The organism is Streptomyces sp. NRRL B-24085, assembly GCF_001282115.1.
Lineage (GTDB): Bacteria > Actinomycetota > Actinomycetes > Streptomycetales > Streptomycetaceae > Streptomyces.
The window spans coordinates 1-8,713 of the sequence record NZ_LJBR01000191.1; the positions used below are offsets into that span (position 1 = coordinate 1).

9 protein-coding genes and 1 pseudogene are annotated in these 8,713 nt (G+C 69.9%); all 10 read left to right on the plus strand.

Annotated elements, in window-relative coordinates:
* Nucleotides 1-139 precede the first annotated feature (139 nt).
* On the plus strand, nt 140-1,045 hold the full coding sequence (gene pdxS / locus AOJ26_RS21225) for a pyridoxal 5'-phosphate synthase lyase subunit PdxS (RefSeq protein WP_020138065.1): 906 nt from the start codon (nt 140-142) through the stop codon (nt 1,043-1,045).
* Nucleotides 1,046-1,051: 6 nt separating this feature from the next.
* Entirely contained in the window at nt 1,052-1,657 is a 606-nt protein-coding gene (gene pdxT / locus AOJ26_RS21230; protein ID WP_053849909.1) for a pyridoxal 5'-phosphate synthase glutaminase subunit PdxT, read from the plus strand.
* A gap of 49 nt (nt 1,658-1,706) precedes the next feature.
* Nucleotides 1,707-2,459, plus strand: a complete 753-nt coding sequence (locus AOJ26_RS21235) for a YebC/PmpR family DNA-binding transcriptional regulator (RefSeq protein WP_053849910.1) — start codon at nt 1,707-1,709, stop codon at nt 2,457-2,459.
* 118 nt (nt 2,460-2,577) lie between these two features.
* The gene (gene ruvC / locus AOJ26_RS21240) at nt 2,578-3,141 is read left to right on the plus strand and encodes a crossover junction endodeoxyribonuclease RuvC (protein WP_053849911.1); all 564 of its coding nucleotides are present in this window, start codon (nt 2,578-2,580) and stop codon (nt 3,139-3,141) included.
* Nucleotides 3,138-3,743: a Holliday junction branch migration protein RuvA gene (gene ruvA / locus AOJ26_RS21245; protein WP_053849912.1), complete on the plus strand. Its 606-nt coding sequence runs from the start codon at nt 3,138-3,140 to the stop codon at nt 3,741-3,743. Before ruvC ends, ruvA begins: the two co-directional genes overlap by 4 nt.
* Before the next feature lie 25 nt (nt 3,744-3,768).
* Complete coding sequence (gene ruvB, locus AOJ26_RS21250; protein WP_053849913.1) at nt 3,769-4,839, plus strand: Holliday junction branch migration DNA helicase RuvB; 1,071 nt, start codon at nt 3,769-3,771, stop codon at nt 4,837-4,839.
* Nucleotides 4,840-5,013: 174 nt separating this feature from the next.
* Nucleotides 5,014-5,523 carry a preprotein translocase subunit YajC gene (gene yajC / locus AOJ26_RS21255; RefSeq protein WP_053849914.1) on the plus strand — a complete coding sequence of 170 codons (510 nt, stop codon included), beginning with the start codon at nt 5,014-5,016 and terminating at the stop codon, nt 5,521-5,523.
* A 135-nt stretch (nt 5,524-5,658) separates the two neighbouring features.
* On the plus strand, nt 5,659-7,416 hold the full coding sequence (gene secD, locus AOJ26_RS21260; RefSeq protein WP_179200240.1) for a protein translocase subunit SecD: 1,758 nt from the start codon (nt 5,659-5,661) through the stop codon (nt 7,414-7,416).
* 2 nt (nt 7,417-7,418) lie between these two features.
* Nucleotides 7,419-8,528, plus strand: a complete 1,110-nt coding sequence (gene secF, locus AOJ26_RS21265; RefSeq protein ID WP_053849916.1) for a protein translocase subunit SecF — start codon at nt 7,419-7,421, stop codon at nt 8,526-8,528.
* Nucleotides 8,525-8,713, plus strand: a pseudogene (locus AOJ26_RS21270) (adenine phosphoribosyltransferase); the annotation flags it as partial. The gene secF and the pseudogene AOJ26_RS21270, both read left to right, overlap by 4 nt.

Consider the following 8,713-nt stretch of genomic DNA (forward strand, 5'->3'; position numbering starts at 1 on the left):
CCATCCGTCGCGAGCCCCCCTCGGCCACCCGAGCAGCAAAAACGATCCACCGCCTCCCCATTGGCCCTTGCTGTGGCCTGCTTCGGTGACGTTTCCTCGGTGCTGCAGTAATCCCCTTTCACATCAGCGAGGTCAACCCGTGTCCAGCACCGAGAACCAGGCTCCCGAGACCGGCACCGCGCGCGTGAAGCGCGGCATGGCTGAGCAGCTCAAGGGCGGCGTGATCATGGACGTCGTCACGCCGGAGCAGGCGAAGATCGCGGAGGACGCGGGCGCCGTCGCCGTCATGGCGCTGGAGCGGGTCCCGGCCGACATCCGCAAGGACGGCGGCGTGGCCCGGATGTCCGACCCGGACATGATCGAGGGCATCATCGAGGCCGTGTCCATCCCGGTCATGGCGAAGTCCCGCATCGGCCACTTCGTCGAGGCCCAGGTCCTTCAGTCCCTCGGCGTCGACTACATCGACGAGTCCGAGGTCCTCACCCCGGCCGACGAGGTCAACCACTCCGACAAGTGGTCCTTCACCACCCCCTTCGTCTGCGGTGCCACCAACCTGGGCGAGGCCCTGCGCCGCATCGCCGAGGGCGCGGCCATGATCCGCTCCAAGGGCGAGGCCGGCACCGGCAACGTCGTCGAGGCCGTCCGCCACCTGCGCCAGATCAAGAACGAGATCGCCAGGCTGCGCGGCTTCGACAACCACGAGCTGTACGCCGCCGCCAAGGAGCTGCGCGCCCCGTACGAGCTCGTCAAGGAGGTCGCCGAGCTCGGCAAGCTCCCGGTCGTGCTGTTCTCCGCCGGTGGTGTCGCCACCCCCGCCGACGCCGCGCTCATGCGTCAGCTCGGCGCCGAGGGCGTCTTCGTCGGCTCCGGCATCTTCAAGTCCGGCGACCCCGCCAAGCGCGCCGCCGCCATCGTGAAGGCCACCACCTTCTACGACGACCCGAAGATCATCGCGGACGCGTCCCGCAACCTCGGCGAGGCCATGGTCGGCATCAACTGCGACACCCTCCCCGAGACCGAGCGCTACGCCAACCGCGGCTGGTAACCACTCATGAGCACTCCTGTCATAGGCGTCCTGGCCCTCCAGGGCGACGTCCGGGAGCATCTCGTCGCCCTGGCCGCGGCCGACGCCGTGGCCAGGCCGGTGCGGCGCCCCGACGAACTCGCCGAGGTGGACGGCCTCGTCATCCCCGGCGGCGAGTCCACCACCATCTCCAAACTGGCCGTCCTGTTCGGCGTGATGGAGCCCCTACGCGCGCGCGTGCGCGAGGGGATGCCCGTCTACGGCACCTGCGCGGGCCTGATCATGCTCGCCGACAAGATCCTCGACCCGCGCTCGGGCCAGGAGACGATCGGCGGCATCGACATGATCGTGCGCCGCAACGCCTTCGGACGTCAGAACGAGTCCTTCGAGGCCGCCGTGGACGTCAAGGGCGTTCCGGGCGATCCTGTGGAGGGCGTCTTCATCCGCGCCCCCTGGGTGGAGTCCGTCGGCGCCGAGGCCGAGGTGCTCGCCGAGCACGACGGCCACATCGTCGCGGTCCGCCAGGGCAACGCGCTCGCCACGTCGTTCCACCCGGAACTGACCGGCGACCACCGCGTGCACTCTCTCTTTGTCGACATGGTGCGCGCGTCCCGGACGCGGGAGTCCTTGTAGGATCTCAGGCGTTGGTTGCAGAGATGGGTTACGCGAAGGAGACAGGCAGATGTCCGGCCACTCTAAATGGGCCACGACGAAGCACAAGAAGGCCGTGATCGATGCCAAGCGCGGCAAGCTCTTCGCGAAGCTGATCAAGAACATCGAGGTCGCGGCGCGCATGGGCGGCGTCGACCTGGACGGCAATCCGACGCTGTACGACGCCGTGCAGAAGGCGAAGAAGTCGTCCGTTCCGAACAAGAACATCGACTCCGCGATCAAGCGTGGCGGCGGTCTCGAGGCCGGCGGCGCCGACTACGAGACGATCATGTACGAGGGCTACGGCCCGAACGGCGTCGCGGTGCTCATCGAGTGCCTCACCGACAACCGCAACCGCGCCGCCTCCGACGTCCGCGTCGCCATGACCCGCAACGGCGGCTCCATGGCCGACCCCGGCTCGGTGTCGTACCTCTTCAACCGCAAGGGCGTCGTCATCGTCCCCAAGGGCGAGCTGACCGAGGACGACGTCCTCGCCGCCGTCCTGGACGCGGGCGCCGAGGAGGTCAACGACCTGGGCGAGTCCTTCGAGGTGCTCAGCGAGGCCACCGACCTGGTCGCCGTCCGCACCGCCCTCCAGGACGCCGGGATCGACTACGACTCCGCCGACGCCAACTTCGTCCCGACCATGCAGGTCGAGCTGGACGAGGAGGGCGCCAAGAAGATCTTCAAGCTGATCGACGCTCTCGAGGACAGCGACGACGTGCAGAACGTCTTCGCCAACTTCGACGTGAGCGACGAGGTCATGGAGAAGGTCGACGCGTAACGCTGTCGCGAACTGAGCGGCTCCGGCGGGCCGGTGGGACACACCCCACCGGCCCGCCGCCGTTGTCGGTGCCAGCAGATAGCCTGCACAAACAGGCGAGCGAGAGGGAGGGGGCACGGTGCGCGTACTCGGGGTGGACCCCGGTCTCACGCGATGCGGTGTCGGCGTGGTCGAGGGGGTCGCGGGCCGGCCGCTCACGATGATCGGCGTCGGGGTCGTCCGCACGCCCGTGGACGCCGAGTTGGGGCAGCGGCTCGTCGCCGTGGAACAGGGCATCGAACAGTGGCTGGACGAGCACCGGCCGGAATTCGTCGCCGTGGAGCGGGTGTTCAGCCAGCACAACGTCCGTACGGTGATGGGCACCGCCCAGGCCAGCGCCGTCGCCATGCTGTGCGCCGCCCGCCGCGGCATCCCCGTCGCCCTGCACACCCCGAGCGAGGTCAAGGCCGCCGTCACCGGCAGCGGCCGCGCCGACAAGGCCCAGGTCGGCGCCATGGTCACGCGCCTGCTGCGACTCGACGCACCGCCCAGGCCGGCCGACGCCGCAGACGCCCTCGCGCTCGCCATCTGCCACATCTGGCGCGCCCCCGCCCAGAACCGACTCCAGCAGGCCGTCGCCCTGCACACAGCCACAGCACAGACCAGAGCACAGACCACAGCACGGAAAGGCCGTACGGCATGATCGCCTTCGTGAGCGGCACAGTCGCCGCACTGGCTCCCGACACCGCGGTGCTCGAGGTCGGCGGTGTCGGCATGGCGGTGCAGTGCACGCCGAACACGCTGTCGACGCTCCGCCTCGGCCAGCCCGCCAAGCTCGCCACCTCCCTGGTCGTCCGCGAGGACTCCCTCACCCTCTACGGCTTCGTCGACGACGACGAGCGCCAGGTGTTCGAGCTGCTCCAGACCGCCAGCGGGGTCGGCCCGCGCCTCGCCCAGGCCATGCTGGCCGTGCACGCGCCGGACGCGCTGCGCCGCGCGGTGGCCACCGGCGACGAGAAGGCGCTCATCGCGGTGCCCGGCATCGGCAAGAAGGGCGCCCAGAAGCTGCTCCTGGAGCTGAAGGACCGGCTGGGCGAGCCCATCGGGGCCCCCGCGATCGGCGCCCCGGTCACCCAGGGCTGGCGCGACCAGCTGCACGCCGCCCTGATCGGCCTGGGATACGCCACGCGCGAGGCCGACGAGGCCGTCACCGCCGTGACCCCGCAGGCGGAGGCGGCCGAGGGCACGCCCCAGGTAGGCCAACTGCTGAAGGCGGCCCTCCAGACCCTGAACCGCGCCCGCTGATCCACCCGACACAGAGGCACACCACATGAACTGGGACGACACCGCCGACGACACCGCCGCCGAGCGGCTCGTCGGTGCGTCCGCCGACCGTGAGGACCAGGCCGTCGAGGCCGCGCTGCGCCCCAAGGACCTGGACGAGTTCATCGGCCAGGAGAAGGTCCGCGAACAGCTCGACCTGGTCCTGCGGGCCGCACGCGCGCGCGGCGCCACCGCCGACCACGTCCTGCTCTCCGGCGCCCCCGGCCTCGGCAAGACCACCCTGTCGATGATCATCGCGGCAGAGATGGGCGCCCCCATCCGCATCACCTCCGGCCCCGCCATCCAGCACGCCGGCGACCTCGCCGCGATCCTCTCCTCCCTCCAGGAGGGCGAGGTCCTCTTCCTCGACGAGATCCACCGCATGTCGCGGCCCGCCGAGGAGATGCTGTACATGGCGATGGAGGACTTCCGCGTCGACGTCATCGTCGGCAAGGGCCCCGGCGCCACCGCCATCCCGCTGGAGCTGCCCCCGTTCACCCTGGTCGGCGCCACCACGCGCGCGGGCCTGCTGCCGCCCCCCCTGCGCGACCGCTTCGGCTTCACCGCGCACATGGAGTTCTACGAACCCGCCGAGCTGGAGCGCGTCATCCACCGCTCGGCCAACCTGCTCGACGTCGAGATCGGCTCCGACGGCGCCGCCGAGATCGCGGGACGCTCCCGCGGCACGCCCCGCATCGCCAACCGCCTGCTGCGCCGGGTGCGCGACTACGCCCAGGTCAAGGCCGACGGGATCATCACCCGCGACATCGCCGCGGCGGCCCTCAAGGTCTACGAGGTCGACGCCCGCGGTCTCGACCGCCTCGACCGCGGAGTCCTGGAGGCCCTGCTCAAGCTCTTCGGCGGCGGCCCGGTCGGCCTGTCCACGCTCGCCGTCGCGGTGGGGGAGGAGCGCGAGACCGTCGAGGAGGTGGCCGAGCCCTTCCTGGTACGGGAGGGTCTGCTCGCCCGCACCCCGCGCGGACGGGTCGCCACTCCCGCCGCATGGGCGCATCTCGGTCTCACCCCGCCCCGCTCGGCGTCCACGGGAAACGGACAACAGGACCTGTTCGGGACGTGATGCCTTTGTGACGGCGAAGCATTGGCCCGGTCCGGAACCCAGGTGCGATGCTGAGCGTTGTTCCCTGCGCGCGGACTCGCTTAGACTCCGCCGATGCCGCCCTTGTCGGCGGTGCACACGCCCCCAACCATCAGGCCGCTCACCATCGCGGTCGCGTGAAGGAAGTTCCGACCCGTGAGTCTCGTGACCCTCCTCCCGTTCATCGTGCTCATCGGGGCCATGTTCCTGATGACCCGGTCGGCCAAGAAGAAGCAGCAGCAGGCCGCCAACATGCGGAACGAAATGCAGCCCGGCAGCGGCGTCCGCACGATCGGGGGTATGTACGCGACGGTCAAGGAGGTCAACGACGACACCGTCCTCCTCGACGCGGGCCCGGGCGTGGAACTCCTCTTCGCGAAGAACGCCATCGGTGCCGTACTGACGGACGACGAGTACAACCGCATCGTCCACGGCATCGAGCACGACCTGAAGTCCGACGCCGACGTCGTCCCGGACGACGCCTCCTCCCTCACCGAGACCGACGAGTCCGCCGACGAAGCTGCCGCCGCCTCCGACGAGAAGTCCGTCGACCTCGGTAAGAAGGACACGGCCGAGCAGCCCGCCGACGACGCGCCCGCCGCGGCCGCCGAGGCGAAGTCGGACGACGAGCCGAAGAAGACCGACGGCGACACCGGCGCGAAGTAGTCGCACTCCGGGGCGCGCGGCGGACCAGCTCCGCGCGCCCCGGACCTGCGCGTCTCGCACGGGGATCCCGACACCAGTCATGGCCGCCCGCCCGCCGACCCGGCGCGAGAGCGGCCCGAGAGGGAGTACGAGAAGGTGGCAGCACCCAAAAGGGGCCGGAGCGCGAGTGCCCAGAGCAAGCCAGGGCGCGCGCTGGCCCTGATCCTGATCGCCATCGTGGCGCTCACCGGTGGAATGTTCCTGTCCGGACACACCACCCCGCGCCTCGGCATCGACCTCGCCGGAGGCACCAGCATCACGCTGGAGGCCAAGGCCGACCAGGGGTCCGCGATCAACAAGGCCAATATGGACACCGCGGTCGACATCATGAACCGCCGTGTCAACGGTCTGGGCGTCTCCGAGGCGGAGGTGCAGACCCAGGGTGATCGCAACATCATCGTGAACATCCCCAAGGGCACCAACTCCAAGGAGGCCCGCGACCAGGTCGGCACCACCGCCAAGCTGTACTTCCGTCCGGTCCTGGCCCAGGAGGCCACCGGCAGCGCCGCGGCGTCGCCGAGCCCGTCCGCCAGCGGCTCCTCGACCGCCTCGCCGAGCCCCTCCGCGAGCAAGTCCGGCTCCACGGGCGAGAAGGCGACCTCGTCGTCCTCCCCGTCGGCCTCCGCCACCTCGCAGGGCCGCGCCGTCACCGACGCGCTGAAGGCCGACTCCACGCCGTCGGCGTCCGCGAGCGCGTCGAGCTCCGCCTCGCCGTCGGCCTCCGCGAGCGGCGGCACCGGCACCTCGGGCGACGCCAAGATCCAGGCCCAGTACGCCGCCCTGGACTGCTCCAAGAAGGCCCAGCGCACCACCGCGGGCGAGGGCGCCAAGCCGGGCGAGACCACCGTGGGCTGCGGCGAGATGTCCGGCGTCTGGTACAAGTACCTGCTCGGTCCGGCCGCCGTCGACGGCACCGAGGTCAAGAAGGCCCAGGCGGTCTTCGACACGCAGACCGCCGCCGGCTGGCAGGTCACCATGACCTTCAACAGCAAGGGCGCCAAGAAGTTCGCGGACATCACGGGCCAGCTCGCCAAGAACGCCCAGCCGCAGAACGAGTTCGGCATCGTCCTGGACGGCGAGGTCGTCTCCAGCCCCTACGTCAGCTCCTCGATCACCGGCGGCAACGCCCAGATCTCCGGCAGCTTCACGCAGGAAGAGGCCCAGAACCTCGCCAACATGCTGTCGTACGGCGCCCTCCCGCTCTCCTTCCAGGAGCAGAGCGTGACCACCGTGACGGCGGCGCTCGGCGGTGACCAGCTCCACGCCGGTCTCCTCGCCGGCGCCATCGGCCTCCTGCTGGTCGTGGTCTACCTGGTGGCGTACTACCGGGGCCTGTCGCTCGTCGCGATGGCCTCGCTCCTCGTCTCCGGCATCCTCACCTACGTGATCATGTCGCTGCTCGGCCCGACGATCGGCTTCGCGCTGAACCTGCCGGCCGTGTGCGGTGCCATCGTCGCGATCGGTATCACCGCGGACTCGTTCATCGTGTACTTCGAACGCATAAGGGACGAGATCCGCGAGGGCCGCTCGCTGCGTCCCGCCGTCGAGCGGGCCTGGCCGCGTGCCCGGCGCACCATCCTGGTCTCCGACTTCGTGTCGTTCCTCGCCGCCGCGGTGCTGTTCGTCGTGACGGTCGGCAAGGTCCAGGGCTTCGCGTTCACGCTCGGTCTGACCACCGTGCTCGACGTCGTCGTGGTCTTCTTCTTCACCAAGCCGCTCATGACGCTGCTGGCCCGCCGCAAGTTCTTCGCGAGCGGCAGCAAGTGGTCCGGCCTCGACCCGAAGAGCCTGGGTGCCAAGCCGCCGCTGCGCCGCACCCGCCGTCCCGCCCCCGCCCAGACGAAGGAGGCGTGAGCATGTCGAAACTCGGCAACATCGGCGCCCGGCTGCACCGTGGCGAGATCAGCTACGACTTCATCGGTCACCGCAAGCTCTGGTACGGCATCTCGATCCTGATCACCATCACGGCGATCGTGGGCCTCGCGGTGCGCGGCCTCAACATGGGCATCGACTTCCAGGGCGGCGCGGTCTTCACCACCGAGAAGACCAGCGTCTCGGTCTCCCAGGCCGAGGAGTACGCCAAGGAGGCCTCCGGCCACGACGCCGTGGTGCAGAAGCTCGGCAACGGCACGCTGCGCATCCAGATCGCCGGCATGGACACCCAGCAGTCCGACCAGATCAAGACCGACCTGGCCAAGGACTTCAAGGTCGACCCGGAGACCATCGCCGCGGACCTGGTCGGACCGAGCTGGGGCGACCAGATCGCCAACAAGGCCTGGCAGGGTCTGGCGATCTTCATGGTCCTCGTCGTGATCTACCTGGCGATCGCCTTCGAGTGGCGCATGGCCATCGCGGCGCTCGTCGCCCTGATCCACGACATCACCATCACCGTCGGCATCTACGCCCTCGTCGGCTTCGAGGTCACGCCGGGCACGGTGATCGGTCTGCTGACCATCCTCGGTTACTCGCTCTACGACACGGTCGTCGTCTTCGACTCCCTCAAGGAGCAGACGAAGGACATCACCAAGCAGAACCGCTGGACCTACAGCGACATCGCCAACCGCTCGATCAACAGCACCCTGGTCCGCTCGATCAACACCACGGTGGTCGCGCTGCTGCCGGTGGCGGGCCTGCTGTTCATCGGCGGCGGCTTCCTCGGCGCGGGCACGCTCAACGACATCTCGCTGTCGCTGTTCGTGGGTCTCGCCGCCGGTGCCTACTCCTCGATCTTCATCGCCACCCCGCTCGTCGCCGACCTCAAGGAGCGCGAGCCGGCGATGAAGGCCCTCAAGAAGCGGGTCCTGGCCAAGCGCGCCCAGGCGTCCGTCGAGGAGGAGACGGCCGACGTCCGTCCCGTCCTGGACGACGAGCCGGACGACGACACCGCCCACGCGGTCGTCGGTCCGCGCACCCAGCCCGCGTCCCGGGGCCGGGGCCGCGGCCGTCCTTCGGGGAAGCGCCGATGACCGAGCTCGCAGAGACCACAGAGCTGCTGCTCAGCCGCATCCGCGATGTGGCCGACTACCCGGAGCCCGGGGTGATGTTCAAGGACATCACCCCGCTCCTCGCGGACCCGGCGGCTTTCACCGCGCTCACCGACGCGCTCGCGGCGATCGCCGCGAAAACCGGTGCCACGAAGGTCGTCGGTCTG